General features: G+C 70.7%; 23 protein-coding genes. 14 read left to right on the forward strand and 9 right to left on the reverse strand.

The window, feature by feature from the left end:
- Nucleotides 1-49: 49 nt before the first annotated feature.
- Both SPR02S_RS03820 and SPR02S_RS03825 read left to right on the forward strand, forming a co-directional pair.
- On the forward strand, nucleotides 50-1,696 hold the full coding sequence (locus tag SPR02S_RS03820) for a serine/threonine-protein kinase (protein WP_019055597.1): 1,647 nt from the start codon (nucleotides 50-52) through the stop codon (nucleotides 1,694-1,696).
- A gap of 29 nt (nucleotides 1,697-1,725) precedes the next feature.
- Nucleotides 1,726-2,061 carry a hypothetical protein gene (locus tag SPR02S_RS03825; RefSeq protein WP_052346909.1) on the forward strand — a complete coding sequence of 112 codons (336 nt, stop codon included), beginning with the start codon at nucleotides 1,726-1,728 and terminating at the stop codon, nucleotides 2,059-2,061.
- Here the strand turns inward: SPR02S_RS03825 and SPR02S_RS03830 are convergent, their stop codons facing one another.
- Complete coding sequence (locus SPR02S_RS03830) at nucleotides 2,062-2,961, reverse strand: AraC family transcriptional regulator (RefSeq protein ID WP_019055599.1); 900 nt, start codon at nucleotides 2,959-2,961, stop codon at nucleotides 2,062-2,064.
- A gap of 103 nt (nucleotides 2,962-3,064) precedes the next feature.
- Between SPR02S_RS03830 and SPR02S_RS03835 the strand changes: the two genes are divergently transcribed.
- From SPR02S_RS03835 to SPR02S_RS03850, 4 genes are all read left to right on the forward strand, one after another.
- Nucleotides 3,065-3,955, forward strand: a complete 891-nt coding sequence (locus SPR02S_RS03835; RefSeq protein WP_019055600.1) for an MBL fold metallo-hydrolase — start codon at nucleotides 3,065-3,067, stop codon at nucleotides 3,953-3,955.
- Nucleotides 3,956-4,002: 47 nt separating this feature from the next.
- On the forward strand, nucleotides 4,003-5,508 hold the full coding sequence (locus SPR02S_RS03840) for a serine/threonine-protein kinase (RefSeq protein ID WP_019055601.1): 1,506 nt from the start codon (nucleotides 4,003-4,005) through the stop codon (nucleotides 5,506-5,508).
- 148 nt (nucleotides 5,509-5,656) lie between these two features.
- Complete coding sequence (locus tag SPR02S_RS03845; protein ID WP_019055602.1) at nucleotides 5,657-7,288, forward strand: succinic semialdehyde dehydrogenase; 1,632 nt, start codon at nucleotides 5,657-5,659, stop codon at nucleotides 7,286-7,288.
- A gap of 105 nt (nucleotides 7,289-7,393) precedes the next feature.
- Nucleotides 7,394-9,172: a GMC oxidoreductase gene (locus SPR02S_RS03850; protein WP_019055603.1), complete on the forward strand. Its 1,779-nt coding sequence runs from the start codon at nucleotides 7,394-7,396 to the stop codon at nucleotides 9,170-9,172.
- A 90-nt stretch (nucleotides 9,173-9,262) separates the two neighbouring features.
- Here SPR02S_RS03850 and SPR02S_RS62850 read toward each other — a convergent pair whose 3' ends face one another.
- On the reverse strand, nucleotides 9,263-10,321 hold the full coding sequence (locus tag SPR02S_RS62850) for an LAETG motif-containing sortase-dependent surface protein (RefSeq protein WP_026150181.1): 1,059 nt from the start codon (nucleotides 10,319-10,321) through the stop codon (nucleotides 9,263-9,265).
- A 212-nt stretch (nucleotides 10,322-10,533) separates the two neighbouring features.
- On the opposite strand from SPR02S_RS62850, the gene SPR02S_RS03860 reads away from it, so the two are divergent.
- A complete protein-coding gene (locus SPR02S_RS03860; protein ID WP_019055605.1) occupies nucleotides 10,534-11,745 on the forward strand; it encodes a hypothetical protein in 1,212 nt (403 codons plus the stop codon).
- Nucleotides 11,746-12,479: 734 nt separating this feature from the next.
- Here SPR02S_RS03860 and SPR02S_RS03865 read toward each other — a convergent pair.
- Nucleotides 12,480-12,758 (reverse strand): chorismate mutase, encoded by a 279-nt coding sequence (locus tag SPR02S_RS03865; RefSeq protein ID WP_019055606.1) that lies wholly within the window; start codon nucleotides 12,756-12,758, stop codon nucleotides 12,480-12,482.
- A 416-nt stretch (nucleotides 12,759-13,174) separates the two neighbouring features.
- On the opposite strand from SPR02S_RS03865, the gene guaA reads away from it, so the two are divergent.
- On the forward strand, nucleotides 13,175-14,743 hold the full coding sequence (gene guaA, locus SPR02S_RS03870) for a glutamine-hydrolyzing GMP synthase (RefSeq protein WP_019055607.1): 1,569 nt from the start codon (nucleotides 13,175-13,177) through the stop codon (nucleotides 14,741-14,743).
- 14 nt (nucleotides 14,744-14,757) lie between these two features.
- On the opposite strand, the gene SPR02S_RS03875 is transcribed toward guaA, so the two are convergent.
- Entirely contained in the window at nucleotides 14,758-15,231 is a 474-nt protein-coding gene (locus SPR02S_RS03875) for a pyridoxamine 5'-phosphate oxidase family protein (RefSeq protein WP_019055608.1), read from the reverse strand.
- Between the two features lie 153 nt (nucleotides 15,232-15,384).
- On the opposite strand from SPR02S_RS03875, the gene SPR02S_RS03880 reads away from it, so the two are divergent.
- Nucleotides 15,385-16,179 (forward strand): class II aldolase/adducin family protein, encoded by a 795-nt coding sequence (locus tag SPR02S_RS03880; RefSeq protein ID WP_019055609.1) that lies wholly within the window; start codon nucleotides 15,385-15,387, stop codon nucleotides 16,177-16,179.
- 8 nt (nucleotides 16,180-16,187) lie between these two features.
- On the opposite strand, the gene SPR02S_RS03885 is transcribed toward SPR02S_RS03880, so the two are convergent.
- On the reverse strand, nucleotides 16,188-17,087 hold the full coding sequence (locus SPR02S_RS03885) for a DUF4429 domain-containing protein (RefSeq protein WP_019055610.1): 900 nt from the start codon (nucleotides 17,085-17,087) through the stop codon (nucleotides 16,188-16,190).
- 209 nt (nucleotides 17,088-17,296) lie between these two features.
- Between SPR02S_RS03885 and SPR02S_RS03890 the strand changes: the two genes are divergently transcribed.
- On the forward strand, nucleotides 17,297-18,577 hold the full coding sequence (locus SPR02S_RS03890; protein WP_019055611.1) for a hypothetical protein: 1,281 nt from the start codon (nucleotides 17,297-17,299) through the stop codon (nucleotides 18,575-18,577).
- A 140-nt stretch (nucleotides 18,578-18,717) separates the two neighbouring features.
- On the forward strand, nucleotides 18,718-19,248 hold the full coding sequence (locus SPR02S_RS03895; protein WP_026150182.1) for a DoxX family protein: 531 nt from the start codon (nucleotides 18,718-18,720) through the stop codon (nucleotides 19,246-19,248).
- 26 nt (nucleotides 19,249-19,274) lie between these two features.
- Here SPR02S_RS03895 and SPR02S_RS03900 read toward each other — a convergent pair whose 3' ends face one another.
- Together SPR02S_RS03900 and SPR02S_RS03905 are read right to left on the reverse strand one after the other, a co-directional pair.
- Nucleotides 19,275-19,517 (reverse strand): hypothetical protein, encoded by a 243-nt coding sequence (locus SPR02S_RS03900; protein ID WP_019055613.1) that lies wholly within the window; start codon nucleotides 19,515-19,517, stop codon nucleotides 19,275-19,277.
- Entirely contained in the window at nucleotides 19,504-20,925 is a 1,422-nt protein-coding gene (locus SPR02S_RS03905; protein WP_026150183.1) for a PspC domain-containing protein, read from the reverse strand. Before SPR02S_RS03905 ends, SPR02S_RS03900 begins: the two co-directional genes overlap by 14 nt.
- A 426-nt stretch (nucleotides 20,926-21,351) precedes the next feature.
- On the opposite strand from SPR02S_RS03905, the gene SPR02S_RS03910 reads away from it, so the two are divergent.
- Nucleotides 21,352-22,680: an ATP-binding protein gene (locus SPR02S_RS03910; RefSeq protein ID WP_174447517.1), complete on the forward strand. Its 1,329-nt coding sequence runs from the start codon at nucleotides 21,352-21,354 to the stop codon at nucleotides 22,678-22,680.
- Nucleotides 22,677-23,396 carry a LuxR C-terminal-related transcriptional regulator gene (locus SPR02S_RS03915; protein ID WP_019055616.1) on the forward strand — a complete coding sequence of 240 codons (720 nt, stop codon included), beginning with the start codon at nucleotides 22,677-22,679 and terminating at the stop codon, nucleotides 23,394-23,396. The genes SPR02S_RS03910 and SPR02S_RS03915 overlap by 4 nt, the downstream gene beginning before the upstream one ends.
- Nucleotides 23,397-23,442: 46 nt before the next feature.
- Here the strand turns inward: SPR02S_RS03915 and SPR02S_RS03920 are convergent, their stop codons facing one another.
- Complete coding sequence (locus SPR02S_RS03920; RefSeq protein WP_019055617.1) at nucleotides 23,443-24,516, reverse strand: C40 family peptidase; 1,074 nt, start codon at nucleotides 24,514-24,516, stop codon at nucleotides 23,443-23,445.
- A gap of 414 nt (nucleotides 24,517-24,930) precedes the next feature.
- Here SPR02S_RS03920 and SPR02S_RS03925 point away from each other — a divergent pair, with 414 nt between their 5' ends.
- Nucleotides 24,931-25,284, forward strand: a complete 354-nt coding sequence (locus SPR02S_RS03925) for a hypothetical protein (protein WP_019055618.1) — start codon at nucleotides 24,931-24,933, stop codon at nucleotides 25,282-25,284.
- Here the strand turns inward: SPR02S_RS03925 and SPR02S_RS03930 are convergent.
- The gene (locus tag SPR02S_RS03930; protein WP_026150185.1) at nucleotides 25,262-26,251 is read right to left on the reverse strand and encodes a tellurite resistance/C4-dicarboxylate transporter family protein; all 990 of its coding nucleotides are present in this window, start codon (nucleotides 26,249-26,251) and stop codon (nucleotides 25,262-25,264) included. The genes SPR02S_RS03925 and SPR02S_RS03930 overlap by 23 nt on opposite strands.
- Between the last annotated feature and the right edge of the window lie 15 nt (nucleotides 26,252-26,266).

Genomic DNA, 26,266 nt, shown 5'->3' on the forward strand with positions numbered 1-26,266 from the left:
AAGCACCAGAGGTGGCTGCGATGGCATCTGGCGCGATATGGATGGAGGTATGAGCAGCCATGGGGGAGCCCGACACGGAGCCGACGAGCCGACGAGTTTCGCTCTGCAACCGCCGAACCCGCGGCTGGCCGTGCCCACGCCGGTGCCGCACCCGGACAACCCGTACGCGGCTGCCGCCCCCGCCCCCTCGCCGGAACCCGGCACCGGACGCCTCGTAGCCGGGCGGTACCGGCTGCTCGGTAAGCTCGGGCACGGCGGGATGGGCACGGTATGGCGGGCGAAGGACGAGACGGTGGACCGCGAGGTCGCCGTGAAGGAACCGCGCGTCCCGGACCACCTTCCCGAACGCGAACGCGCCAACGCCTTCGAGCGGATGCGCCGTGAGGCCCGCGCGGCGGCCCGGCTCGACCACCCGGCCGTCGTGAACGTGCATGACGTGGCCGTCGTCGACGGTCAGCCGTGGATCGTGATGGAGCTGGTCACCGGCCGCTCGCTGGGCGACGCGTTGCAGGAGGGCACCCTCGACGCGCGCGACGCGGCCCGGATCGGCCTCCAGGTGCTGGGCGCGTTGGAAGCGGCGCACGCGGCGGGCGTCCTGCACCGTGATGTGAAGCCGGACAACGTCCTGTTGGGCCGCCACGACCGCGTCGTCCTGACCGACTTCGGCATCGCCCAGATCGAGGGCGAGACGAACCTGACCGACACCGGCGGCTTCGTCGGCTCGCCCGAATACATCGCGCCGGAACGGGTGTTGGGCCAGCGCCCCGGCCCCGCCTCCGACCTGTGGTCCCTCGGCGTGGTCCTGTACGCGGCGACGGAGGGCGTCTCACCGTTCCGCCGCAGCAACACCCCCGCCACTCTCCAGTCGGTCCTCAACTCCGCGCCCGCACCGCCGACTTCGGCACCGGGCCCGCTCGCCGACCTCATCACCGCCCTCCTCGCCAAGGACGCGGCGAGCCGCCCGAACGCGGCCCAGGTGCGCGCCGCACTGGAATCGGTGGCGAACCCGCCGGCGCCGGTGCCCACGCAGGAGGTGCGGTACGTCGAACGCCCCAGTGCGGCAAGGGGAGTTCGGCCGGGCCGCAAGACGTGGTTCGGGCTCGGTGCGGTGGTCGTCGCGGCGGCGGTGGCGGCGTATCTGCTGATCGGGAACCCGTTCGCCGGATCGCGGACGCTCCCGTCCGACTGGCGGAAGCACCACGTGCAGGACGTCGCGGCGACGCTCGCGGTCCCCGCCAAGTACCAGCCCGGCCTGCCCGACCGCCGGACGGACAAGGGCCACTGGATCACGTACACCGACTGGAGCGGGAGCATCTCGGTCGGCCTCGCCCTCCTCAAGAAGTCCGAGGACACCCTCGACGAGATCAAGGACTCCGCCGCGGCCCAAATGTACGACGACAACGGCGACTTCAAGCAGAGCGGCAGCTCCAGCCTCGACATGCCGGAGAACCCGAAGACGGCCACCGAGCCGACCGGCACCTACCGGGGCAGGCCCGCCGCGATGAACACGATCGTCTACGACACCGACGACAGCCAGTACCCCCGCCCCCGCGAGGTTCAGATCTTCTACTACAAGACCACCTCCGGCGACATGTACCGGCTCACGATCGGCTACCCCGGCGACGGCGACTTCACCGCCCGTGGCCGCGAGGTGGCGAAGACGGCGATCGCGAACCTGGACGTCGACAAGTCGTGAGCGGCGATACGGACGTTGACCTCGCGGTCATGAGCGTGCGCGCGCTCGGCGACCGCGGTCTGCCGGCCGATGTGGTCGACGTGTTCGCCGCCCGCCGCCGCTACTCCGCCGTGGAACTGGAGCAGTTGGGCCTGCGTGGCGGCGGAACGGACTTCGACCTCTTCGGGCTGCGGGACCGGCTGGAGAGCGTTGTCTGGGTGAGCGACGAGGAGTTCGCGGCGCATGGACTCGACGCGGCGGAGATCGCGGAACTGCGGCGCTGGGCCCTGGAATGGGAGTCCGACTTGGGACTGCGGCTCGCGGAGGACTACGAGGACGACCCCGACCCCGATCCCGACGACGCCCCCGATCCCGAGGGCGAGTGACTACGAACTCCCCGCCGATACCCGGTACTTCCCCGGCGTCACCCCGAACTCCCGGCTGAACGCGTGCGACAGGGCGTACGGGCTGCCGTACCCCGCCTCCCGTGCCACCGCCGCCAGCGAGGCGTCCGTGTCGCGCAGCCGCGTCGCCGCCAACGTCAGCCGCCACCACGTCAGATACGCCATCGGTGCCCGCCCCACCAGCGCGGTGAACCGGCGGGCCAGCGTCGCCCGGGACACGCCCGCCGCCGCGGCCAGCCGGTCGTTGGTCCAGGGCGCGGCCGGGTCCGAGTGCAGGGCCCGTAGCGCGGCCGTGGTCACCGGATCGCTCAGCACCGACGGCCAACTGCCCGTCTCCGCCTCGGACATCCACGCCCGCACCAGGTAGATCAGCAGCAGGTCGAGCAGGCTCGGCAGCGCCAGGCAGGCTCCCGGCCGCCGTTCGTCCAACTCGTTCGCCAACAGGTCGACGGCGGACCGGAGTTCGGGGTGGCGGCCGACCCGGTTCGGCAGATGGACCACCTCCGGCAGCTCCGCCATCAGCGGATGCGTCCGGCTCCGGTCCAGCTGGTACTTCCCGCACAGCAACTCGACCTCGCGCCCGTCCCCACCCCCGGCCGGCCGCCGCATCTCCTCGAACGGCACCGCCCGCGCCGTGTCACCGGGCGAGTCCGCCAGCACGTGTCCCGCACCGTGCGGCAGCAGTACGACATCCCCCGCGCCCAGCGTCACCGGCTCACCGCCCGTGTCGGGCACCAGCCAGCAGCCACCCGCGAGCACGACATGGAACCCGGCACCCGCGTACGGCGCGAGCCGAGTGCACCAACTGCCGCCCACGCGCAGTCGGTTGGAGGAGGGCCGCCCGGTCCGTACGGCGGAGATCGCGTCGCTCACCACGTCCATGCGGCCAGGTTACGCCAGACGCGGCAGCGGTGAGCTGTCTGCGTATCCAGATGAGTCTTCAGCGCATTGAAGCACTCACAGAACGCTCTCTACGCTGATTTCCATGACCGAGGACAACGTAGAGACCTTCATGATCGGTGACGTCGAAGTCGTCCGAGTCGTCGAGTGGGCGCAGCCCTACGCCCCCGCCCGCACCCTCGTCCCGGACCTGCCGCCCGGCGTCTGGCAGGACCTCCGCGAGACGCTCGCGCCCGACCACTGGGAACCCGAGACCGACCGCGTGGTGGTGGCGCTCCAGACGTGGGTGGTGCGCAGCGCCGGGCGGACCGTGCTCGTGGACACCGGGGTCGGCAACGGGCGGGAACGGCCCGGAAATCCGCTGTTCCACATGAGTCAGGGCGACCTCCCGGGGCGGCTGGCGCGGGCCGGCGTACGGCCGGAGGAGGTCGACGTCGTCGTCAACACGCACATCCACGGTGATCACGTGGGCTGGAACACCCATGATGTGGACGGGAGTTGGGTGCCGATGTTCCCGAGCGCGCGGTATCTCCTGCCTGCCGCCGACGACTTCCACTTCGGGCCCGAGAACAACTACGGCGGTGCGGTACGCCCTGACGACCGCCTGACCTACGAGGACAGCGTCGCGCCCGTGCACCGCGCCGGGCTGGCGACCCTGTGGGACGGCACGTACCGCGTCGACGAGCAGCTGACGTTGGAGTCCGCGCCCGGGCACACCCCGGGGTCGTCCGTCCTGCGGGTCGCCTCCGGCGGTGAACGGGCCGTGTTCGTAGGGGACTTGCTGCACAGCCCGGTCCAGATTCCGCATCCCGAGTGCAGCAGCTGCTTCTGTCTCGATCCCCGGGAGGCCGCGGACAGCCGCCGACGCGTCCTCGAACGGGCTGCGGACGAACGGGAGTTGGTGATTCCGGCACACTTCGGCGGTACCGGTGTCGCGGAGGTTCGGCGGGAGGGTGGCAGGCTCGTGCTCGGGTAGCAGGACGCGCGTCGACAAGGCCGTATCCGGCACGGTACTGATGGTGCATGAGCGAAGTCGGCGAACAGGTGCGCGACAAACGTCTGGTCGGCGGTCGCTATCGGCTGCTCGAACGGATCGGCTCCGGCGGCATGGGCACCGTGTGGCGGGCGTACGACGAACTCGTGGACCGCGAAGTCGCCGTGAAACAACCGCGGTTGCCCGGTGATCCGGAGGACGAGGAGTTCCAGCGCGCCGCCCACCGGCTCTACCGCGAGGCCCGCGCCGCGGCCCGGGTCGACCATCCCTCCGCCGTGGCCATCCACGATGTCGTCATCGAGGACGAACTCCCGTGGATCGTCATGGAGTTGGTGCGCGGCGAGTCCCTGCACGAACTGCTCAAGCGCGGCTCCCTCACGCCCGCCGACGCCGCGCGCATCGGCCTCGCGGTCCTCGGCGCCCTGTGCGCCGCCCACGCCGTAGGCATCGTGCACCGGGACGTGAAACCCGCCAACGTCCTGCTCGGCCCTCCCCCACTCTCGACTTCGCTCGAGCAGGGGGACCCCCATGCCCGTGTCGTCCTCACCGACTTCGGCATCGCGCACATCCAGGGCGAGGAATCCCTCACCGCCAGCGGGGAGTTCGTGGGTTCCCTGGAGTTCATCGCCCCCGAGCGCATGTCGGGCACGGGTGCCGGACCGGCCTCCGACCTGTGGTCCCTGGGTGTGCTGCTGTACGCGGCCGTCGAAGGGGCATCTCCCTTTCGCCGTACGACTGTTGAGTCCACCCTCGGCGCGATCCTCGCCGGCGAACCACCCGAGCCGACCCGGGCGGGGCCTCTCGGGCCGCTGGTCGTACGGATGTTGGCGCGGGACCCGGAGGAACGGCCGGGGGCGGAGGAGGTCGGCGCGGTACTGGAGGCGGTGGCCGCGGGGAAGGACGTACCGGAGCCGGCGGTCACGGTTCAGGACACGGAGCCCGAAGCGCCTGAAGAGGCGGCCACCGTCCGCGACGCCGTACCGGAACCCGAACCCAGGCCCAAGTCCCGTCCCCGGCGCGCCCTTCTCACCCTCGGGGTACTCCTCCTGGCAGGCCTCGTCCTCGGCACCGTCCTGGAGAGATTCCTCGGCAAGGACTCGGACTCCTGGACCGCCCACCAGCGGGACGGCATGAGCGCGGTCCTCTTCCTCCCGCCCCAGTACCAGCTTCTGGAGACACAGGCGGCAGCCGGCAGCCGCACGGTCACCTACGGCGCCGGCGCCCTTCGCGTCCGCCTCACCGAATGGGACAAGGCCGCCGACTCGCCCCTCGCCGAAGCGCACACCCTGGGCCGGGGCACGTCCAACCCGCAGTACACCCGCACCGGCTTCCGCGGAAACAAGGACGCGGTCCTCGCCGACACCACCTACGCACAGTCGGGCGTCCCCACCCGCGCGATGGCCCTGATCGTCCGCACCGCCGATCAGCGCATGTACGAACTGCGCGTGGACATGCCCAAGGGCACACCGGCGGAGAAGAAGGGCACCGCACTCTTCAAGGGCGCCCGCGCCCGGCTCACCCTCCCGGGAAACTGATCCGGCGACCACCGGCCGGTGATCATCCCCACACAACGCCCTGATCAGTGCATTCGTTGCCAGTGATCACTGGCGCGGTGTGAGTACTCGGTGAATCCCCATTACCGACGGGTACCCAAACCTCCCGTAGCGGCATACCCTGCCGCACATGACGGACTCGCAGGCCCCGGAAAAGACCGGTACGGAAACGACGACCGGCACGAACCCCCTCGCGCCGGCCCCCACAGGCGCCCGTACCGCCGCCGATGTGGTCACCCCGGAGCTGGTCGCCCAGCTCACGAAGGGTGTGGTCGGCTCCGGCCGGACCGCCAACCACTCGCCGTTCACCGGTGAGAAGCTCGCCGACCTGCCCGAGTCCACACCCGAGGACGTGGCGAAGGCCTTCGACGCGGCCCGCGCCGCGCAGGCCCTGTGGGCGCAGACGCCGGTACGGCAGCGTGCGGCCGTGCTGCTCCGCTTCCACGACCTCGTCCTCGCCCGCCAGGCCGAGGTCCTCGACCTGATCCAGCTGGAGACCGGCAAGGCGCGGCTGCACGCGCACGAGGAGGTGCAGGCCGTCGCCGTCGCGGCCCGCCACTACGGCCGCAAGGCCCCCGCCTACCTCAAGCCGAAGCGGCACACCGGCGCCGTCCCGACCCTCACCAAGGTCACCGAACTCCGGCATCCGCGCGGGGTAGTTGGCCAGATCGCCCCCTGGAACTACCCGTTCGAACTCTCCGTCGGCGACGCGCTCCCGGCCTTCGCGGCGGGCAACGCGGTCGTGATGAAGCCGGACACGGAGACCTGCCTGACCGCCCTGTGGGCCCGCGACCTCCTCATCGAGGCGGGCCTGCCGGCCGAGGTCTTCCAGGTCGTCCTCGGCGAGGGCCCGGTCGTCGGCCCCGAGGTCGTCAAGCACGCCGACTACGTCTCCTTCACCGGCTCCACCCGCACAGGGCGTGAGGTCGCGCAGGCTGCCGCCGCCCGCCTGATCGGCGTCTCCCTCGAACTCGGCGGCAAGAACGCCATGGTGGTCCTGGAGGACGCCGACATCGACAAGGCGGCGGCGGGCGCGGTCCGCGCCTGCTTCTCCTCCGCCGGTCAACTCTGCGTCTCCATCGAGCGGTTGTACGTCCACGAGTCGATCGCCGACACCTTCCTCGACCGCTTCGCCGCCCGCACCAAGGCGATGCGCCTCGGCACGTCGCTGGCGTACGGCGCGGACATGGGATCGCTGGCGGGGGAGCGCCAGTTGGAGTCGGTGACGCGCCATGTGGACGAGGCCGTGGCCAAGGGCGCGAAGCTCGTGGCCGGTGGCGTCGCCCGCCCGGACATCGGCCCGTACTTCTTCGAGCCCACCATCCTCGACGGCGTCGAGGCCCCCATGGCCGTCTGCGCCGAGGAGACCTTCGGCCCGGTCGTCTCCGTGTACCGCTTCAAGACGGACGACGAGGTGGTGGAGGAGGCCAACTCCACGCCGTACGGCCTCAATTCCTCGGTCTGGACGAAGAACGGCAGCCGGGGCCGCGCGATCGCCGCCCGCCTCCGCACCGGCACGGTCAACGTCAACGAGGGCTACGCCTCCGCCTACGGCAGCGTCCAGTCCCCGATGGGCGGCATGAAGGACTCCGGCCTCGGCCGCCGCCACGGCTCGGAGGGCATCCTCAAGTACACGGAGGCCCAAACGGTCGCCCAGCAGCGGCTGTTGCCGATGGCGCCTTCGCTGGGAATGACCGACGAGGCGTATGCGCAGTTCATGAGCAGGAGTCTCCGGGCGATGAAGCTGTTCCGGCTCAGGTAGGGGCTTTTGCTTTTAGGGGCGCGGCACTGTATCGATATGCGGCTCCGCCGCGTGGGCGCGCTCAGCCACAACGCACCCGCACGCGAAACTCAACGAGGAGACCCCGTGCCCCAGGACACCTACGACTACGACGTCATAGTCGTCGGCTCAGGCTTCGGCGGCTCGGTAACCGCCCTACGCCTCACGGAAAAGGGCTACAACGTCGGCGTGTTGGAAGCAGGCCGCCGCTTCACCCCGTCGACGCTCCCCAAAAACTCCTGGGACCTCAAGAACTACCTCTGGGCCCCCAAGCTCAACATGTACGGCATCCAACGCATCCACCTGCTCGGCAACGTCATGGTCCTGGCCGGCGCAGGCGTAGGCGGCGGCTCGCTGAACTACGCCAACACCCTCTACGTCCCCCCGAAGCCCTTCTTCGAAGACCCCCAGTGGCGCGAAATCACCGACTGGGAAGAGGAGTTGACCCCGTACTACGACCAGGCCCGCCGCATGCTCGGCGTACGCCTCAACCCGACGATGACCCCGTCGGACGTACACCTGAAGGCCGCGGCCCAGCGAATGGGCGTGGGCGACACCTTCCACATGGCCCCCGTCGGCGTCTTCTTCGGCGACGGCAAGGACGCCGAGGGAACCACGAAGGCACGCCCCGGCGAACAGGCCGCCGACCCGTACTTCGGCGGCGCGGGCCCCACCCGCAAGGCCTGTACCGAGTGCGGCGAGTGCATGACGGGCTGCCGCCACGGCGCCAAGAACACCCTGAACGAGAACTACCTCTACCTCGCCGAGAAGGCGGGCGCGAAGGTCCACCCGATGACGACGGTCGTATCGGTCACCGACGACTCGCAGGGCGGCTACGCGATCGCCACCCTGCCGACCGACGCGCGCCGCACGTCGGAGGGCCGTACCTTCAAAGCCCGCCGGGTCGTCCTCGCCGCCGGCACCTACGGCACGCAGACTCTCCTGCACCGCATGAAAACGGGCGGCCAATTGCCGTACCTCTCCGAGAAGTTGGGTGAACTGACCCGCACCAACTCGGAGGCGCTGGTCGGCGCGCAGACGACCGGCCGCCGGTACCGCAAGGCGACCGGCACCCGGCAGGTCGACTTCACGCGCGGAGTCGCCATCACGTCCTCGATCCACCCCGACGAGAACACCCACATCGAACCGGTCCGCTACGGCAAGGGATCCAACTCGATGGGCGGCCTCTCGATCCTCCAAGTCCCGTACGCGGAGGGCTCGTCGAGGGCACTGGGCTGGCTCGCGAACGCGGCCAGGCACCCCCTCCTCGTCCTGCGCTCGCTCTCCAACCGCCGATGGTCGGAGCGGACCATCATCGGCCTGGTGATGCAGTCGCTGGACAACTCCCTGACGACGTACCTGAAACCGGACGGCGTGGGGAAAGGGCTGTTGACGGCCCGTCAGGGACACGGCGCTCCCAACCCCAAACAGATCAGGGCGGCTTCGGAGGGCGCGGCGGCGATCGCGGCCGAGATCAATGGCTTCGCGGGCTCGAACGTCGGCGAACTGATGGGCACCCCGCTCACCGCCCACTTCCTCGGCGGCTGCCCCATCGGCGCCTCCCGCGAGACCGGCGTGATCGACCCGTACCACCGCCTCTACGGCCACGCCGGCATCTCGGTCGTCGACGGCTCGGCGGTCTCCGCGAACCTCGGCGTCAACCCGTCCCTCACCATCACGGCGCAGGCCGAGCGCGCGATGTCGTACTGGCCCAACAAGGGCGAGCCGGACCCGCGCCCGGAGCAGGGGCTGTCGTACGAACGCCTGAAGCCGGTGGAGCCGCGTCAACCGGCGGTTCCCGAGGGCGCGTTCGGCGCGCTGAAGCTGCCGTTCCTGGGGATGCCGACGGTGCGGACGAAGCCGTAGCAAGGCATTCAGCAGCAAAGCTTCAGTGCAAGCAGAAGGACCTGCGCCCCCCTCCGAGCGCAGGTCCTTCCTTGTACGGCGAGCTACGTGTTACGCGCTCTCTCCGGTCTTGCGCCGGCGCACCATGACCACCGCGGCGGCACCCGCGACGACCGCGGCACCACCCACGAGGCCGATGACCGGCAGTGCGGAACTGGAGCCGGTCTCGGCGAGGTTGCCGGTGGCCTCGTTGACCGCGCCCTGCGGCTTCAGGTCCTCGTCGGTGCCCTTGGGCTTCTTGCCGGTCGGCGTGGCGTCGCCGACGTCACCCGAGCTGCTGCCCGCGGCGAGCACGGTGAAGTCGTAGTAGTCGCCGTTGCCGTAGCAGGAGCTGCCCTTGCCCGCGTACACCGCCTGGCTCAGCGCGAACGACGAGCCCGCCGGCGCCTCGCGCTTGATCTTCACGCGGAGGTCGAGCGTGGTCGAGGACTTCTTCTCCAGGGTGGGAAGGACCGCGACGATGCTCCCGGACAGCGTGGTCTTGTCGCTCCCGGAACCGACGGTCTGCTGGTAGGAGTCGGTCCACTTGCCGTCCTGCTTCAGCTGGATGTCCGCCAGGTTCAGGATCAGCGAGGAGCTCTCGTTGGTGTCGTCGCTGTACTCGGTGAGCGCGTTGATCCAGACGTTGCTGAGGTCCTTGTCCGAGCCGTTCTTCACCACGAACTTGAAGGTGTGCCAGCCGGAACCGGCGACGATCTTGTTCGGCAGCCCGGTGATCGACGCGGTGAGCTTCTCGTCGAGGTCGAACGTCTTGCAGTCCGCGTACGGGTCCCAGTCGTCGCCGGGCTTGGTCGGCGACGCGGAGGGGGTGGGCGACGAACTCCCGGTCGGGGTGCCCGTCGAGGCCGGGGTGCTGTCGTCCGCCGCGGGAGTGCTGTCGTCCGCGGCCGGAGTGCTGTCGTCCGCCGCCGGGGTGCTGTCGTCCGCGGCGGGCGTGCTGTCATCGGCTGCCGGGGTGCTGTCGTCGGCGGCGGGCGTGCTGTCCTCGGCCGCCGGGCTGCTGGACGAGGTGTCCGGGGAGTCGGCGAACGCCGCCGGCGCGGACAGCAGGGCGAGCGGAGCGATGACGGCCGTCGCGGCCGCCGCGGCCATGGCACGGCGAAGCTTCATGAAGTCCTCAAGAAGTCCGGTGTGCTGCGGCAGCGCAGCACACTGGGTGGAGGGCTCCGCGTGTGGGGCGCGGGTGTGGCCCTTGGGTATGCAGGTGAGACCCGCTGAACCTGCGAACGGTTGTGCCCATCCTCACAGGATTCTTATGTGGGCTGTGTCACACCCAAGTTCTTCTTGTGAACAGGCTTTCGGAACGTCTAGAACTTGGGGACGTGTCTGAGAAGCCCGCCGAGGAACCGTCCTCGCACCCGGAGATCCCCGACGATGTCTGGGAACAGTTCGCCCGCGACACGGAGAGCGAGATCCGCGCCTCCGCCCCGAAGGAACCGTCCGTCCGCGCCCGTGAGGTGACCGAGCGGCTGAAGAAGAGCGACGACGCCAAGGGGAAAGGGAAGGGCAAGGGCAAGAGCAAGGGCAAGCGTCAGGAGCCGGAAGGCTGGCGGACCGGTCCCGCCTGGCAGGAGATGAACGGGCGGGCCCAGCGCAAGCGTGGCTGGCGGGCCGCCCTCGGTGTCCCGCTCGCGATAGCCGTCGCCGTGGTCGCGATGAAACCGTCCCTCATCCCGGGCGACCCCTTCGGCAAGGGTGATCAGAGCGACGGGGGCACTCCTGACGCTGCCGCGGCCTCCCCGCTCGCGCCGGAGACCGCGGCCCCGACCGCCGCGCCCTCCGCCGTGGGCCCCGAAACCCCCACCCTGGACCGGCCGTTCGCCGGTTCGCCCGCGCTGAACTGGGCCGACGGCGCGGCCGGCATCGTCCTGCCGAAGGCGACGGCCATCGGCGTGCTCTCGAAGGAACGGGTCCAACTCGCCCTCCAGCAGGCCGAGAAGTTCCTCGTCGCCGCCAACCTCGACCCGAAGACGATCGCCGGCGCCCGTCCGACCGCCGCGCTCGCGGTGCTGGACCCCCAACAGCCGGGCATGTTCGACGAGTTGAACACGTCCCTGAAGACCCCGGCCAAGGCCCACGACCCCCTGATGTTCTTCAGCCGCTTCGACCCCAAGGGCGTACGGCTTGTCGGTGACGTCGTGAAGACCCGCGGCCGTATCACCTTCAAGAAGAGCAAGCACTCCGGCGTCGAGATCCACGCCGACTACACCTTCGTCTACCCGGTCTCCCGCACCGACGGCTCCACCGAGGTCACCCGCACCATCGTCCGCCGCGAGATCGACCTCGAACTCCTCGACCCCGCCCGCTACCAGGTCACCCCCGGCCGCCTCAGCGTCGTCCACTACGACGCGGACTTCGGCAACAGCGCCTGCGAGGTCTACGACGGCTACTTCCACCCGGCCTTTTCCTCGGACTCGGCATCGGACGAGCCCACGGGAGCCGCACCGTCGGGCCCGACGACGGACCCGTACGACCGCAGCAAGGACATCGGCGCGGGCGAGAACGAGTCCTGCGGGACGGTGAGCCGGACCTGAGGTCTGGGGAACTGGGCCTGAAGTCTGGGGAACTGGGCCTGAGGCCTGGGGAACTCGGCCTGAGGCTTGGCGAGTTGGCCGGAGGCTGGTGAGTCGTGCTGCCTGCCTGCCGGTTGTTGGGTTGGTTGACGGGCAAGCGAAGGGCCCCGCGGGACGGAGCCGCGGGGCCCTTCTCCGTCAGCACCGGCGTCAGGGCAGCGCCGGTGCCTGGGGAGCGGCGCCGGGGGGTTGCGCCGCTGTGTGAAGTTGTCCGAAGTACACCGGGTAGGCGCCCCGGCGCACATGGGGCGCACGCTTGGCCTCGACCTTTGGCGATGGGACAGTGCACCGCGGTGCGATGCCCAATGCGATTGCGTACATGGGGACTTGGGAGCCCGGGAGTACTCGGAACACTCAGGGGCTTTCTACGCATCGTGCTGGATGGACGCGGCCTCCGCAACCGTTCGATCCGGCTTTGTGCATTTTTGCATTTCCGCCGGGCGGCCCCGGGCGTCCCCGGAGCCGACCGTTCTCTTGGGTGACCGGGCTGCTGTCCCCTGCCGTCCGGTCACGACCCTGGAGCGAGGTCCCACGACGCACGGCACGATCCGTACGTCTCATCGCCCCAGCCGAGCCACGCGTGGTTCTTTCGGGCCCGCCCCTGGCTGGCGCGGACACCACCCCAACGAAGCGGTTCGCGGGCCGGTCACGCGCCGTACGGGTGAGAGCGGCCCCGAACTCAGATACGACCGGCCTCAGATACGACCCCGGGACAGTTCGAGCAGCGTCATGGCCAGGGAGGTACCGGGCTTGCCCAGCGCGGCACTGTAGTGGCTGAGGATCTCGTTCTCCCGGGTAAGGCTCACCCGCCGCCCGCCGGAGGCGATCCGCGCGTCCTGGACGACGGCGGACACGGCGACCCGTTCCTGGATCAGACCGATGATCCGGTCGTCCAGAGCGTCGATGCGGTCACGGGCGTCGGCGATGGTCTGCTCGGGTGTGCTGGCGGTCTGCTCGGGTGTGGTGGTGGTCATAAGGGTCTCCTCGTCGGGGAACGGCCACCCCGGTCCGACAACCCCCGGAGAACGACAGGCGCCCCGGGCCTTGTCGGCCCGGGGCGCCTGGAAAGTCGCTTGTCAGTAACTCAAGCAGCTCGACCATGGCAGCCGGCGGGCCGGTTGCCATAGGTAAAGAGGAAGGTCGGGTGCGTGAGCATGGGGCGAGTATGGCACAAGGTTTTTTGAGGGTGCTTGCCGGTACCGATCGAGCTGACGGGGTCGGGCGGGGCGGGCGTTTACGGCACCTGTGAAGTCGCCCGAGTCGGGTGGTGGGCGGGCACAAGCCTCGGGGGTCTGGGGGCGGAGCCCCAGGGACGACCAGGTGTCCCACCTGAGCCCCGTTAGAATCGGTACCCAGACCCCCCGCCCCACCGCCGGAAGGCCCCGCTCCCGTGTCAGCGACCCCCGCCCCCGACACCGTCCTGGTCGTCGACTTCGGCGCGCAGTACGCCCAGCTCATCGCCCGCCGCGTCCGCGAGGCCCGGGTCTACAGCGAGATCGTGCCGAGCACCATGCCGGTCGCGGAGATGCTCGCCAAGAACCCCGCGGCGATCATCCTCTCCGGCGGCCCCTCCTCGGTCTACGCCGACGGCGCCCCCCGCCTCGACCGCGAACTCTTCGACGCCGGCGTCCCCGTCTTCGGCATGTGCTACGGCTTCCAGCTGATGGCCACGACCCTCGGCGGCACCGTCGACAACACCGGCGCCCGCGAGTACGGCCGTACGGAACTGCACGTCTCCAAGTCGTCCTCCACCCTCTTCGAAGGCACCCCGGCCGAGCAGTCGGTGTGGATGTCGCACGGCGACGCCTGCTCCGCCGCCCCCGAGGGCTTCACAGTCACCGCGTCCACGGACGTCGTCCCGGTCGCCGCCTTCGAGAACGACGAGAAGAAGCTCTACGGCGTCCAGCACCACCCGGAGGTCATGCACTCGACCTACGGCCAGCAGGTCCTGGAGCACTTCCTCTACCGCGGCGCGGGCCTCACCCCGGACTGGACGACCGGCAACGTCATCGACGAGCAGGTCGCCCTCATCCGCGAGCAGGTCGGCGACAAGCGCGCGATCTGCGGTCTGTCCGGCGGTGTCGACTCCGCCGTAGCGGCGGCCCTCGTCCAGAAGGCGATCGGTTCCCAGCTGACCTGCGTCTACGTCGACCACGGTCTGATGCGCAAGGGCGAGACCGAGCAGGTCGAGAAGGACTTCGTGGCCGCGACCGGCGTACAGCTGAAGGTCGTGGACGCGGAGGAGCGCTTCCTCACCGCGCTCGCCGGGGTCTCCGACCCGGAGCAGAAGCGGAAGATCATCGGCCGCGAGTTCATCCGCGTCTTCGAGCAGGCGCAGGCCGAGATCATCGCGGACGCGGGCCCCGAGGTCGCGTTCCTGGTCCAGGGCACGCTCTACCCGGACGTCGTCGAGTCCGGCGGCGGCACTGGCACCGCCAACATCAAGTCCCACCACAACGTGGGCGGCCTCCCCGAAGACCTGGAATTCCAGCTCATCGAACCGCTCCGCAAGCTGTTCAAGGACGAGGTCCGGATGGTCGGCCAGGAGCTGGGTCTCCCGGACGAGATCGTCCAGCGCCAGCCCTTCCCGGGCCCCGGCCTCGGCATCCGGATCGTCGGCGAGGTCACCAAGGACCGCCTCGACCTGCTCCGCGAGGCCGACGCGATCGCCCGCGAGGAACTGACCGCGGCCGGCCTCGACCGCGACATCTGGCAGTGCCCGGTGGTCCTCCTCGCGGACGTCCGCAGCGTCGGCGTCCAGGGCGACGGCCGCACCTACGGCCACCCGATCGTCCTGCGCCCGGTCTCCTCCGAGGACGCCATGACCGCCGACTGGTCGCGCCTGCCGTACGACGTCCTCGCGAAGATCTCCACCCGCATCACCAACGAGGTCGCCGACGTCAACCGAGTCGTACTCGACATCACGTCGAAGCCGCCGGGCACGATCGAGTGGGAGTAAGCCTTCCTTGAGGCTCAGGTCCGCTTGAGAGTGCGCACCGGCTCTCCGGGATGCCAGACCTGAGTGACGAGATACGTCTCGTCCTCGACGTAGGTCCGCACGACCTCCGTCAGCTCGGTGCGGAAGAGGTGGAACGGCTCCGGCGGTTCCACCTCTTCCCTGTACGCCCCCTTCACCCCGGCATCCGTCACCTCCACCGCCCGCCCGCCGACCCGCACATCCCCACCGTGCGTGTCCGTACCCGCCCCCGGATTCGCCTGCAATGCGAACCGCGCATCGCGCCGCAGATCCAACGCCTTGAGCGAGTCGGGCATCATCCCGAGCCACAACTCACCGTCCAGAAACCGCACTTCGAGCCCGCTCGTACGCGGCGACCCGTCCTTGCGCAGGGTCGCGAGGACATGGTGCGTGAAGGTTCCGAAACGTTCCTCGACGGTCGCGGCGAGGTCGGGTTCGGCGGCGACGAATACCGCCCAGTTCGATGTCATACGGTCACTGTCCCGCCGATACCCGACATCCACTGTCCGGATTGGGGAACGCCGGGCACGCTTGGTGCCGCATCTTTACAGAACACCACTGCCCTTTTCGCCTCACTGACGGTAACTTCCGCCGGTAACCAGGAACCCAGTGCTGGAGGACCGATGCACGGGCCGACCCCGCCCTCCCCCCTGCCCACCGACCGGCTGCAGTTCGCCATGCCGCCGATGCACGAGTCGGTCGAGGACGAACGCCGGCACCGCAAGGAACGGCTCGCGGGCGCCCTGCGCCTGTTCGGCCGGCTCGGCTTCGAGGACGGGGTCTCGGGGCACATCACCGCCCGTGACCCCGAGTTCAGCGACTGCTTCTGGGTCAACCCCTTCGGGATGCCCTTCCGGCACGTCACCGTGAGCGATCTGGTGCTGGCCAACTCGGACGGCCAGGTCCTCCAGGGCCGCCACCACGTCAACCAGGCCGCGTTCACCGTGCACTCCCAGGTCCACGCCGCCCGCCCGGACGTCGTCTCGGTCGCCCACTGCCACTCCGTGCACGGCCGCGCCCTCTCCGCCCTCGGCGACTTCCTCGACCCGATCAGCCAGGAGAGCTGCGCCTTCTACGAGGACCACGCGCTCTACGACGCCTTCAGCGGCGTCTCCGTCGACGCCGAGGAGGGCAAGCGGATCGCCGCCGGCCTCGGCTCGCGCAAGGCGCTCGTGCTGCGCAACCACGGACTGCTCACCGTGGGCGACTCGGTGGACGCGGCGGCCTGGTGGTTCCTGTCCATGGAACGCTCCTGCCAGGTCCAGCTCCTGGCGAAAGCGGCCGGCAGACCTCTCCTCATCGACCACAAACTCGCCGTCGCCACCCGCGAACAGACCGGCGGTGACCTCGTCGCGTGGATCAACTACCAGCCCCTGTGGCAGGACATCAGCCGCAGCGAGCCCGATCTCCTCAGCTGAGGCTCCTCCTACCGGAAACCCCGCAGCACCGCCGCCTTGGTCATCGTGAACTCCTCGTCCGTGAGCACCCCTTCCCGGTGCAGCTCGCCCAACTCCCGCAGCCTGCGCAGCAGTACGTCGTGATGGTCGGCCTGCTGCGGGACGGTGGCCGCCCGCCGGGGCCGGTCCGTGAACTCGCCGTCGTCGCGTTCGAGTTCCCGGGCCGACGGATGCGGCAGCCGTGCCGTCACCGCCGTCGCCACCAGCGCGGTGAGCAGATCCCGGCGGGTGCTGCCCCACAGATCGAGGGCGTACGGGTCCTTCTCCGGCGGCAGCTTGGAGAACACCGTCTCGCGGGTCACGAACCGCATGAACCCGTCCTCGTAACCGGAGTTGGGCAGCCACTCCACCTGGACCAGGTCCCCGACCGCGACGATGCGCGGCCCGGTGGCACGCTTGACGCGCTCGGAGGTGTCGGCCCAGTCGATGCGCACCTGGGCGCCGTCGAAGGACACCGTGCCGTCGGAGGAGCGGACGGAGACCGGGACCGGCGGGCCGGGCAGGAGATAGGCCTTGGTGGGTTCCTTGGGGATCTGGTCCAGGAGCAGCGCGTGCCGGATCTCCTCCGCCACGTACTCGGCGACCCCGGACCGGTCGATGTCCACGATCAGCCGGTACGGATCCGCCGGGTCCGGCAGCCGTCCACCGGTCGCCTGCAACAGCGGGTCGGCGCCCTCGCGCAGTCTCAGGCGCAGCCGGCCACGTTTGCGCTCGGGTTCGTAGACGACGCCCGCGACGGCTTCGAGGGGCACCGCGATCTCCCCGTACGTCTGCCGGAACAGTGGCACGGAGCGGTGAAGTCCCGGCGTGATACGGACCGTTGTGCCGTCGAAGGCCCAGGTCCCGTCGCGCTGGATGATCTCGGCCATACGCAAATTCTCGCAGCCGGGTCAACACGGCGGCGCTCACTTCACCCGCGCTGACCAGACCTGCCGGACGCGGGCCGTGTCCCGTAGGGCACAATCCGCTGTTGTCGTGCGGGAGTTGCAAGGCGGTGGCCAAAGGCTTCGGAGCCGGCCGCCGAACGTGAGGGCCCGGGGTCGCGGGCCAAGGGGCATGGGGAAGGCAGGCGTCGGGCGTGGCGGTGCAGGAGGCGAGACAGGGCGGCGAGCACCTCGGTGCGCACGGAGGCGGCTGCGCCTGCGGGGACTGCCCGCACGGAGCACGCGAGGGGCATCGGCGCGCGGTCGCCGCGTTCCTCGTCAAGAGGGACGGCTTCGCGGCCGGCGAGGGTTTGCCGGCGGCGGTGGCGCACTCGGCGTCCGCCTCCCGGCAGTGGGTCTCGGACGAGCTGACCCAGTCCGCCGACGTCGTCGCCGAACGCGGCCGCGCCGAGGGCGGTGCCTGGCTGGCGCGCCTGTGGCACCGCACGGCCTTCGCGGTGTGGGGCGCCTTCGTGGTGCTGCTCCTGGTGCAGTCGCTCACCGCGATCGGCGCGGGCTGGACGGCGGCCCGCACGGCCGGACTGCTGGCCGCGCTCATGGTCGCCGGTACGGTGACGGCCGCCTCCTGGTTCCACCGCGCGCGGGGCGGGGCACTGGCCCCGGTGATCGGTGAGGACAACCGGCTGTCGACCTCCCGTGCCGTGGCCGTCTCCTGGGTGCTGTTCGTGGCGTACGCGGTGCTGGTCCTGGCCGGCCGGCTCGCCGCCGCCTCCGACCACGCCGAACGCGACGCCCTCATCTCCGGCCTCGAACTCGCCCGCGGCGCCGGTGTGGTGACCGTCCTCGCCGTGGTCTGCGCGATCGCCGTACTCGTCCGCCGGGTCGTCGGCTTGCGTGTGCTGGGCCAGCGCCTCCAGAAACTCCCCGCCGACCGCCCCCGCGCCGCCGACCTCCTCACCGACGACTCGGGCCGCGGCACCTTCGCCGACATCCAGTACGTCGCGATCAGCGCCGTCGCCCTCGTCTTCGTCGCCGTACGTCTCGCCCGCCGCCCCGACCAACTGCCCGACCTGCCCTGGGGGTTGGCGGTGGTCGTGCTGATCTCGGCCGCGACATACCTGGCCGGCAAGTACGCGGAGGGCGGCCGACCGGTCATCCTCTCGGTGGTGCGCTCCCGCGAGGCGGGCGACCTGGACGCCCCCATCCGCACCGGCGACGACATCGAGATCCGCGGCGCGGGCTTCGTGCCCCCGGGCGCCCAGACCGCCGACCGCCTCTCGCGCATGGTCGTCCGCATCGGCCCGGTCAACGTCCACGTCCCCCTCGTCCCGGTCGCCGGCGGCTTCTCCAACCCCACGGACACCCTCCTGACCGTCCCCGTCCCGGCCGACGTCGAGCCCGGCCGCGTGGAGGTACAGGTCGTGACCGCGGCGGGCGTGGAGACGAACGCCTGCGTGGTCGACGTGACGGACTGACGCCCTCGATGAGCCAACCACCGTACGAACCTGGCCGAAGTCGCAAAAATTCGTCGAAGCATGATTGAGCGGGTCCTCCTTTTCGTACGTATGGTCTGTTGAGGGGTCACGGCACAGCGGGCGAGAGGCGGCTAAGGGCGATGACTCACAGCACTCGGATGGATACGCAAACCCCGTACCTCGACGGCGACCGGAACTGGCGGGACACCGCCACCCGATACGCCCTGCTCCCACTGCGCGTCTTCCTCGGCGTCACCTTCATCTACGCGGGCCTGGACAAACTCACCGACAGCGCCTTCATGAAGTCCTCCGGCGCCGGCTCGATCGGCGAGACGATGCGCGCGGTCCGCGACTCGTCGGCGATCCCGGCCCTGGTGGACCTGTCCCTGAAGAACCCCGTCGGCTTCGGCTACGCCATCGCCTTCGGTGAACTAGCCGTCGGCATCGGCACGTTGATCGGCCTGCTGGCCCGCCTCGCCGCGCTCGGCGGCGCGCTGATCTCGCTCAGCCTGTGGCTGACCATCAGCTGGGCGAACGACCCCTACTACTACGGCAACGACCTCGCCTACCTGATGGCCTGGCTGCCCCTCGTCCTCGCGGGCGCCTCCGTGTTCTCCCTGGACGCGGCGATCCGCGGCAGGCGAAGGCAACGGGCGGGCGGCTACCGGTAGCCGCCGGGCCAGTTCGTAGGTGATCGTCAGCCGGATATGTCCGGACCAGGGTCGGCCGTGTTCCTGCGGCCGGCCCCTCGGCGTCTGCGGATCGCGCCGTTCACGCCCGCCACCACTCCGGCCAGGACCAGGCCGAACGTGACCAGCGGGATCACCGCGAACCACTCGGTCACCCACAGCCCGCCCGCGTCCCCGGCGTAGAGCACGCCGGCGGCGGCGAGGAAGAGACCGGCGACCAGCTTCCCGGGCTGGAACTCATGACGCAGCACGGCTGACCTCCGCCTGTCCGACGCCGACCTGGAGGTCCAGGTCCAGCGTGCCGGTGCTCTTGACGCCCGTCGCCGGGGTCAGGGTGACCTGCTGGTGCTTGCCCGGCTCCACGTCCACGTCCTTCTTGTCGTCACCGGGCAACTGGATGTCCCCGACGCGCACGTCCACACTCAGCTTCACCGTCACGTTCGACGGCACGATCACCTTCAGCTGCCCGACGCCCACCTCGGCGTCCGTCGCGACCGTCTGCCCCTTGGTCAGCCGCAACCGGGTCAGGTCGAGCGTGCCCACCCCGTTCCCCAGGTCGTACTTCGGCTGTACGTCCGCCACCGCCGCGGGCTGCCAGGTGAGGTGTTCCCAGTGGGTGGTGAGGTCCTTGGGCAGGGCCGCCGAGGCGGCGAGCAGGCCGGCCGTGACGATCGCGAGGAACACCGAGCCCGCCCCCGTGCGCCCCAGGAAGGCGCTGAGCGCGATGCCCAGGCCGAAGACGACGAGCGCACAGGCCAGACCCGCCTGCAGGCTGGCGCCGAGCGCCTGGTCGTCCCATTTCGCGGCGGTGCCGAGGCCGCCCGCACACAGTGCGAGCAGGAACACCCAGCCGCCGATCCAGCGCGGGCCGCGCTGCTTCGGAGGCGCCGGGCGCGGGGTTCGCTGATCCTCGCGCCAGTGCGGGTACGAGGGGCCGAGGCGGATGTCGAGCACGTCTGTGATGTCACGGTCGCGGGAGTCGCCGGGGCCCCACAGATAGCCGGTGCCACCGACGTGCGTGCCGTCCTTGACGATCGGATCACGCCACCAGGAGGGATAGGCGGCGGGCACCGGCGGCGCCTGGGCCTCCGGCGGGGCGTCGGCGACCGCCTGCGCGGCCAGCGGGTCGGGGTCGGGGGCGCCGCGCTGCTGCGACCAGTACCCTGCGCCCGCCAGCAGGAGGGAGAGGACGACGGCGAAGGTCAGCACACTCGCGTTGTTCAGCATCGACAGGAACACACCGCAGCCGACCAGCGCGAACAGCACGGCGGCCAGGGCCTGGCCGTCCACACGGCCGGTGAAGAGCTTGCGGACCTCGTTCTCCTCCTCGTCGTCGTACGGGACGAAGAGCCAGGCGAAGCCGTAGAAGATGAGGCCGATGCCGCCCGTCGCCGACAGCACCGCGAGCGTGATCCGGAAGATCACCGGGTCCATGTCGCACTGCCGCCCCAGCCCCGCGCACACCCCCGCGAGTACCTTGGACCGCCGGTCCCGCCGGAACCGGTGCGGAGCCGTGGTCGCGGTGCCGCTGCCGGGCACCGCACCCGGCGACGAGGCGGCACCCGCGCCGGGCACGGCGTCCTGCGGCCCGCCGCCCGCTCGCGGACGTGGGCCGGAGCCGGGTCCCGGACCCGTCGCGGCGTGCTCGTGATCTGTCATGCGTCCATGCTGCCCGCCGCGAGCCGCCGATGGCAGTCGGGACGACCCTGGCCGAACCCTGAATTCCGCCCTGACCCGGACCGGGGGAGTGTTCGAGGGGCTGTGGTGCGCGCCGGTGGGCCGTGCCGCGAGCTGTTCGCCGGGCGGGCGTGGTTGCCGTGGGCGGCCGGGGTGTCCGCCGGGCTCCCGTGCCACCGTGACCGACACCGCGACCGGCTCGTGTGCCGGTGGCGCTGAGATCCCCCGCAGCCGCAGCCGCAGCCGCAGCCGCAGCCGCAGCCGACCCGCGGACCGCTGTCACCGCTTCCCCTTCCGGCAACCCGCCAGAACCCCCGCGGCACGCCGTTCTCGCGGGCCGAGCGCGCTGAGTTGGAGGTCCGAGCACGCCGAATTCGAAGATCAGGGGAGTCTCGGGGGTCGACCCTGATGCCCCGGACGGCGGGGCGTGTGAACATCGGTGGCATGCCGGAAGCCGCAGCATTGCCCGTCGAGGACCCGCGGCCGCCGCGCAAGCTCTACCGCAGCAGTGACGGACGCTGGCTCGGTGGTGTGGCGCGGGGGCTCGCCGGGCATCTCGGGCTGCCAGTGATCTGGGTGCGGCTGGTGTTCGTGGGGCTGTTCCTCGCGGACGGGCTCGGCGCGTTGCTGTACGCCTCGTTCTGGTTCTTCGTGCCGCTCGGCGTCGGCGGGGTCGCCGGGCAGCGGCCCCCGTCGCTCGTCTCCACCGAGACCTCGCCGGACGGCCGCCGCAGACTCGTCGCCCGCAAGCCGGACAAGGGCCAGATCGTCGCCCTGCTCCTCATGGTCGTCGTCGCGCTGGTCTTCGTCGGCAATGTGAATCTCGGCAGCGGTGCCAAGGCCTATCTCTTCCCGACCGTCCTCGTCGGCGCGGGCGTCGCCCTCGTCTGGCGCCAGGCGGACAACGCCCGCCGGGCCCGCTGGGCCGAGGTCGGCAGCCGCCGCCGTACGCTCAGCCTGCTGCGCGCGGGCGGTGGCGTCCTGCTGGTCACCGCCGGCGCCACCGCGATCTTCGTGCTCCAGGGTTCCGCCAGCCACCTCGGCTCGGTCCTCCAGGCCGCCCTCGCGGTCCTCGTCGGCATCACCCTGCTCGCCGGCCCGTACCTCGTGCGGATGACCCAGGACCTCTCCGAGGAGCGCCTGATGCGCATCCGCGCCCAGGAGCGTGCCGAGGTCGCCGCCCATGTCCACGACTCGGTGCTGCACACCCTGACCCTGATCCAGCGCAACGCGGAGAGCCCGAACGAGGTGCGTCGCCTGGCCCGCGCCCAGGAGCGCGACCTGCGCGCCTGGCTCTACAAACCGGAGGGCACCGGCAAGGACGAGGCCGACGAACCCGACACCCTCGCCGAGGCGGTCCGCCGCAGCGCGGCCGAGGTCGAGGACAAGCACGGCGTCCCCATCGAGGTGGTCATCGTCGGCGACTGCCCGCTCGACGACAGAATCGGCGCACAGATGCAGGCCGCGCGCGAAGCGATGGTGAACGCGGCCAAGTACGGTGGCGAGGGCGGCGCCGTACAGGTCTACGCGGAGGTGGAGGGGAAGACGGTCTTCGTGTCCGTCCGTGACCGCGGACCGGGCTTCGACCTCGACTCGATACCCGCCGACCGTATGGGCGTCAGAGAATCGATCATCGGCCGCATGGAGCGCCACGGCGGTACGGCACGCCTGCGCGCGGTGCCGGACGGTGGTACCGAGGTCGAGCTGGAGATGGAGAGGGCGGAGAAGACGTCATGAGCGACGCGACCGAGACGAACGAACCGGCGGAGCCGACCGGCGGGAGCGCGGGCGGGCGTCATGTGCGCGTGGTCCTCGTCGACGACCACCGCATGTTCCGTACGGGGGTCCAGGCCGAGATCGGCCGCACCGAGGAGACCGGGGTCGAGGTGGTCGGCGAGGCCGCGGACGTCGACCAGGCGGTCACGGTCATCACCGCGACCCGCCCCGAGGTGGTCCTCCTCGACGTCCACCTCCCGGGCGGCGGCGGGGTCGAAGTCCTGCGCCGCTGCGCCCCGTTGATGAGCGACGCCGAGCAGCCCGTCCGCTTCCTCGCCCTGTCCGTGTCGGACGCGGCGGAGGACGTGATCGGGGTGATCCGGGGCGGTGCGCGCGGTTACGTCACCAAGACGATCACCGGCACGGACCTCGTCAACTCCGTCTTCCGGGTCCAGGAGGGCGACGCGGTCTTCTCGCCCCGCCTGGCCGGCTTCGTCCTCGACGCGTTCGCGTCGACCGACGCCCCGCCGGTCGACGAGGACCTCGACCGTCTCACCCAGCGCGAGCGCGAGGTTCTGCGCCTCATCGCGCGTGGCTACGCCTACAAGGAGATCGCCAAGCAGCTGTTCATCTCGGTGAAGACGGTCGAGTCCCATGTCTCGGCGGTGCTGAGGAAGCTCCAGCTGTCGAACCGGCACGAGTTGACGCGGTGGGCGACGGCACGGCGACTGGTGTGACCCGGATCCGAAAGGGTCGTACCCCGTAAGGGAGTTCACTCGGGATTCACACCACCCGGGTCGCCCCCGCGAACGGCATCTGGTCGATCGGCGCCAGCCGTACCGGAGCCGTCGGGTTCGGGGCGTGGATCATCTGGCCGTCGCCGACGTAGATGCCGACGTGACTGATGCCCGAGTAGAAGAACACCAGGTCGCCGGGGCGCAGTTCGGACCGGGAGACCCGCTGCCCGGCGTTGATCTGGGCGTAGGTCGTGCGGGGCAGGGAGACACCGGCTGAGCTGTACGCAGCCTGGATGAGGCCCGAGCAGTCGAAGGCGTTGGGGCCCGTCGCGCCCCAGACGTAGGGGCTGCCGAGCTTCTGGTAGGCGTACGAAACGGCCGCCGCCGCACGGGAGTTGGGGGCGTCGGACGCGGCGGCGGAGGAACCGGGCGCGGCCAGCGCGCCCCGTGCCGCGGTCGTCGACCGTGACGCGCGGCCGGTGCCACCCGCCTCGCCGACCTGCACCCGCTGCTGCGGAGTCAGCCCGGACAGCAGGCGGCGTGCCTGGTCCAGCTTGCCGTTGATCGTCTTCTTCTGCCTGCCGAGCTCGGCCTGCCGGGACTTCAGCGAGGTCAGCTCGATGTGCGCGGCGCCGCGCAACTGCTCGATCTCGCGCAGCTGTTGCCGTACGAGGGCGACGGCCGCCGTCTGCCGGTGGCCCACCCGGTCGGCGAACTCGGCGCCGTCCAGATACCGTTCGGGGTTGCTGGAGAGCATGAGCTGCACCGCGGGGTCCATCCCGCCGCTGCGGTACTGCGCGGCGGCGACGTAACCCAGCGAGTCCCGGGCCGAGTTGAGTTTCTCCGTCTTGCGGGCCGCCTCGTCCCGCAGGGTGTTCAGCTGCTTCTCGGCCGCGTCCGCCTTCTCCTTCGCGCCGTCGTACTTCTCGGTCGCGACCTCCGCCTCCTGGTACAGCTTGTCCACCTTGGCCTTGACCTGCGTCGGTGTCAGCTGTGGCTCGGCGTGGGAGGTCCCGTCGAAGCCCGTCGCCGTCGCCGCGCCCGCGAGGGCGATCGTCGCCGCCGTACGGGCTGTATTGCCGCTGAGCGAGCGCTGTCGGGGCTTGCGGTGCGCTGCCACGTGGACTGCACGTCCTTTCGTACGACCGCCGGGGGAGCGGGCGGTTGCGCGTCCGGCGGCGGCCCACACAGGGGGAGCGGGCCGCCGCCGGACTTCTCGGCGGTGGTGTCCGGCTGCCGCCCCTGGTCCGGGCGGCGGTGGGGAGCCGGTCACCTGGTGGAGGACGCTAAACCTGACGGTGACGGCCCGGTAACGCATGTGCACAACTGGCATGAGGTGATCGGCAATTGCCCGTAATTGACTGTGATTCCGGCCCGGGTCCGCCGCCTTCACGCGGAGCGCTGACCGAAGCGGCGGTTCCGACGCGGGGCGGGACGGCGCGGTGCTATGGGCCGCATATATGCAAGGTCATGGAGGCCGCTGCAGAGGGGCGGTGTCGGCCGGCCCCGGAGCCCCTGATTAGGCTCCGGTCTCATGGACGTACTCATCCACCTCTTCGTCGGCCTGCACATCATCGGCATCGCGGCGCTGCTCGGTGGTTTCCTCACCCAGATGAAGGCGATGGGCCAGGGCACGGCCCGCTTCGTCCCCGGCATGCTGCACGGCGCGCTGACCATGCTGGTCACCGGCGCGATCCTGGTCGGCCTCAATCAGGCCGACGATCAGCACGTCAACAACATCAAGATCGGCATCAAGCTCGCGCTGCTGATCGTGATCCTCGGCCTCGTCTATGTGAAGCGGGACGAGGAGACGGTCGACAAGAGCCAGTTCGCGCTGGTCGGCGGGCTCACCATGGTGAACATCTTCATCGCGGTCCTGTGGACGTGACCCCGGACGTGGCGGCGAGGTAGAGCCGGACCGTCCCCGCCGCGACCACCAGCCACGCGGCCACCGCGATCCACAGCACCACCTCCCCGGGCGTCCGCAGCCACGAGACGTCCACGGTGGTACCCACGGACAGCATGGTCGCCGCCGTCATCCCGAGCGGGAACACCGTCGACCAGCGCCGCACGTCGAAGTGCGGCCGGGGCCAGGCGACCTCGGCGGCCACCAGCACCACGCACCAGGCCACGTCGAGCACCAGCAGCGCTACGGTCACGGCCCGCAGGACGCCCCGGTCGTCGGAGTTCCACAGGTACAGGCGCGCGCTGTCGGCGGCGATCAGCTTCGACCCGGCCAGCGCCGAGACGGCCAGCGCGCCGCCGACGATCCAGTGGTCACCGGCCCCGATGATCAGCTGCCGCCATTCGAAACGCGCGAGTGCGAAGCCGTAGAGGACCAGCCCGAACCAGAACAGCACCAGCGCCGTGTGCGCGAGCCAGGCCGCCGCCTCGGCCCCGGCGATCGTCGCCGCCAGCACGGCCAGCGACTGGGTGGCCACACACCCGAGGAACACGGTCCCAGGCATCCGCCCCTGCCAGTTCCGTACGACCCGCACGAGCAGCCCGGGCCACAGCACCGCGGCCGCCGCCAGCAGCGCCTCGGCCACCGTCTGCCAGCCCGCCGCCGAGAACCGCGTCCCCAGTACGGCGGTCGCCGCCGTGGCGGTCAGCGCGCCGGGTGTCCCCGCGTCCGCGAGCCACCGCCGCCGGTCCCGCAGCAGCCGTACGGCGAAGTCGGCGGCCAGCCCCAGCCAGAAGGCGCAGGCCACGGCGAAGGCGATATGGGACAGCACCTCGTACCCGGTGACACGCAGGCCGACCGACACGATCGCGGTCGCCATCACGACGGCCCCGGCCGCCGGCGGGCGCTGCGCCCACCAGGCGCGGAAACGGGAAACACCGGTATCGGACATGGGCCGATGCTAGGG

This window comes from Streptomyces prunicolor NBRC 13075 (genome assembly GCF_000367365.1).
GTDB lineage: Bacteria > Actinomycetota > Actinomycetes > Streptomycetales > Streptomycetaceae > Streptomyces > Streptomyces prunicolor.

Bases quoted from the DNA above. Each gene is read 5' to 3' on its own strand.
- SPR02S_RS03820 (WP_019055597.1), top strand. From the start codon at position 50: ATGAGCAGCCATGGGGGAGCCCGACACGGAGCCGACGAGCCGACGAGT.
- SPR02S_RS03825 (WP_052346909.1), top strand. From the start codon at position 1,726: ATGAGCGTGCGCGCGCTCGGCGACCGCGGTCTGCCGGCCGATGTGGTC.
- SPR02S_RS03830 (WP_019055599.1), bottom strand. From the start codon at position 2,961: ATGGACGTGGTGAGCGACGCGATCTCCGCCGTACGGACCGGGCGGCCC.
- SPR02S_RS03835 (WP_019055600.1), top strand. From the start codon at position 3,065: ATGACCGAGGACAACGTAGAGACCTTCATGATCGGTGACGTCGAAGTC.
- SPR02S_RS03840 (WP_019055601.1), top strand. From the start codon at position 4,003: ATGAGCGAAGTCGGCGAACAGGTGCGCGACAAACGTCTGGTCGGCGGT.
- SPR02S_RS03845 (WP_019055602.1), top strand. From the start codon at position 5,657: ATGACGGACTCGCAGGCCCCGGAAAAGACCGGTACGGAAACGACGACC.
- SPR02S_RS62850 (WP_026150181.1), bottom strand. From the start codon at position 10,321: ATGAAGCTTCGCCGTGCCATGGCCGCGGCGGCCGCGACGGCCGTCATC.
- SPR02S_RS03865 (WP_019055606.1), bottom strand. From the start codon at position 12,758: ATGACCACCACCACACCCGAGCAGACCGCCAGCACACCCGAGCAGACC.
- SPR02S_RS03875 (WP_019055608.1), bottom strand. From the start codon at position 15,231: ATGACATCGAACTGGGCGGTATTCGTCGCCGCCGAACCCGACCTCGCC.
- SPR02S_RS03880 (WP_019055609.1), top strand. From the start codon at position 15,385: ATGCACGGGCCGACCCCGCCCTCCCCCCTGCCCACCGACCGGCTGCAG.
- SPR02S_RS03885 (WP_019055610.1), bottom strand. From the start codon at position 17,087: ATGGCCGAGATCATCCAGCGCGACGGGACCTGGGCCTTCGACGGCACA.
- SPR02S_RS03895 (WP_026150182.1), top strand. From the start codon at position 18,718: ATGACTCACAGCACTCGGATGGATACGCAAACCCCGTACCTCGACGGC.
- SPR02S_RS03905 (WP_026150183.1), bottom strand. From the start codon at position 20,925: ATGACAGATCACGAGCACGCCGCGACGGGTCCGGGACCCGGCTCCGGC.
- SPR02S_RS03910 (WP_174447517.1), top strand. From the start codon at position 21,352: ATGCCCCGGACGGCGGGGCGTGTGAACATCGGTGGCATGCCGGAAGCC.
- SPR02S_RS03915 (WP_019055616.1), top strand. From the start codon at position 22,677: ATGAGCGACGCGACCGAGACGAACGAACCGGCGGAGCCGACCGGCGGG.
- SPR02S_RS03925 (WP_019055618.1), top strand. From the start codon at position 24,931: ATGGACGTACTCATCCACCTCTTCGTCGGCCTGCACATCATCGGCATC.
- SPR02S_RS03930 (WP_026150185.1), bottom strand. From the start codon at position 26,251: ATGTCCGATACCGGTGTTTCCCGTTTCCGCGCCTGGTGGGCGCAGCGC.